We start from the raw sequence: 1,768 nt of genomic DNA, 5'->3' as shown, positions 1-1,768 counted from the left end.
ACCTTGCCCACGCCTTCCGCCACAAGCCCCCGGGACCGAAGAGAGGGTTAGACCCCGCCAGCCAGCCGGCTGGCGATACGCGTTACAGGCTCATGTTATCTGCATCCCTTGATGATATGCAGCAGGACTTCGATCGGGTGAAAGTTTACTGCTGAGTTGATCCCGCTGCGGGTAAAGATCATTTCTCCACGGCCGGCAGCCCTCAGCCTGCGTGCAATAATTGGCCCGAAGCCCAAATCAGCGCCTTTGAAACGGCTCGCTTTGTCACCTCTGATCGAGCGGGGCTCGATGGCGTTGTATGCCTCAAGCAGGGCATCCGCCCGGGCATGATCATCAGTAAGTTTTGACAGAATTTCGGCAACTGCGGCGATGATTTCTGCTTTAGTCATTGTGCTCGTTCCTGACGGGAGGTGCCCTTCACCTTCCTTGGACAGGAGATTGGGTCGTCGCACGCGCTGGAAAAATGGTTTGTTAGCTTCCGAGAGGCTGACGTCTGACGGCCCAGTACATTTCGATAGAGATGGTACTGACGTCGTAGTGCCACTTCCGGAGCAAATGCACACCTGACGGGGATCGCCACGATCAGCGTTCCGCTGACGCCGTTCCCCGTGGAAAATTCCGCCCGATCCGACTTTGAACTTCGTTCCGCGCTAACTCTCTCCTCGACACAACGGAAAGGACGTAAGATGCGCACCTCAGTTTCCCATCCTCTTCAGATCGACGCCTTTGCTCTCGCTACGGGCCAGGTCGGCATGACGCTTTGCCCGGGCCGGAAGGGCCGCTCGCTTACAGGTCCGGCCTGGGACCGCGACCTGGCCACCGATGTGACGGCTTTGCGTGCCTGGGGGGCTGATATCGTCGTAACACTTGTCGATACTGACGAACTCTCACTGCTGGGCTGCGCCGATTTAGGTGATGCGGTCGTCCGAGCGGGTATGGAGTGGTTTCACATCCCCTTCCCGGATACCAAAGCCCCACACGACGACTGGCATCTTGCCTGGCGCGAGATCTCTCCGCGTCTGCATCGGGCGCTTGAGGAAGGCGGCAAAGTCCTGGTCCACTGCAAAGCCGGGCTGGAGCGCACTGCGCTGGTTGCCACACTCCTCCAATGCGAGCGCGGCGAGAGGATGGAGCAGGCACTGCGTCGTGTGACTGAGGCGCGCAGGCATGCGCGCCTGCTGCCCGCGCAGGAGCGATGGCTCAGCGCGCGTCTGCGCGAAGATGATCTGCGGCGGCGGCGTATGCGCGGGGCGTTTTTTGGTGGCGCCATGGGCGACATCCTCGGCGCCGAAATCGAGTTCTGGTCACTTGATCAGATCCGCAGGCGTTTTCCGCACGGCGTGGTCCCCATCACCCGCGATTTCACTGACGATACGCAGATGACGCTCTTTACCGCTGAGGGCCTCCTCTGCGGTCAGGTGCGCGGTGAGACGCGGGGCATTGGCACGCTCGAAGGTCCGGTTCATCACGCCTATCTGCGTTGGTTACTGACACAGGGAGAACCCGCACCGATCACTCACATTGAAAGTTTTGGACTGATGCTGGATCCCCGAATGCAAAAACGCCGCGCGCCTGGCATGACCTGCCTCTCCGCGCTGAGTGCTGCGGAGTATTTTGGCCAGCAGCAGCGCAACGTCTCTAAGGGGTGCGGTTCTCTGATGCGCAGTGTTCCGCTGCCACTGTTCCGCCGTGACAGAGAAGCGCTGATTTCCGCTCAGGATATTTCGGGACTGACCCATGGCCATCAAACCGCTGCCGACAGTTGCGC

Annotated in this window: 2 protein-coding genes; one reads left to right on the top strand and one right to left on the bottom strand. The window is 60.2% G+C overall.

The genetic code is table 11. From position 1 onward, the window contains the following. Positions 1 to 95 precede the first annotated feature (95 nt). Complete coding sequence (locus tag EP867_RS19490; protein WP_128491079.1) at positions 96 to 389, bottom strand: hypothetical protein; 294 nt, start codon at positions 387 to 389, stop codon at positions 96 to 98. A gap of 297 nt (positions 390 to 686) precedes the next feature. Here EP867_RS19490 and EP867_RS19485 point away from each other — a divergent pair. After that, positions 687 to 1,768: ADP-ribosylglycohydrolase family protein (locus EP867_RS19485; protein WP_128491078.1), on the top strand; the 1,082-nt coding region annotated here is incomplete at its 3' end.

Origin of the sequence: Falsigemmobacter intermedius (assembly GCF_004054105.1) — a bacterium.
GTDB lineage: Bacteria > Pseudomonadota > Alphaproteobacteria > Rhodobacterales > Rhodobacteraceae > Wagnerdoeblera > Wagnerdoeblera intermedia.
The sequence above is the reverse complement of the archived record's forward strand: the minus strand, read 5'-3'. Positions and strand labels throughout refer to the sequence as shown.

Coding starts and splice junctions, on each gene's coding strand:
- EP867_RS19490 (WP_128491079.1), bottom strand. CDS start 389: ATGACTAAAGCAGAAATCATCGCCGCAGTTGCCGAAATTCTGTCAAAA.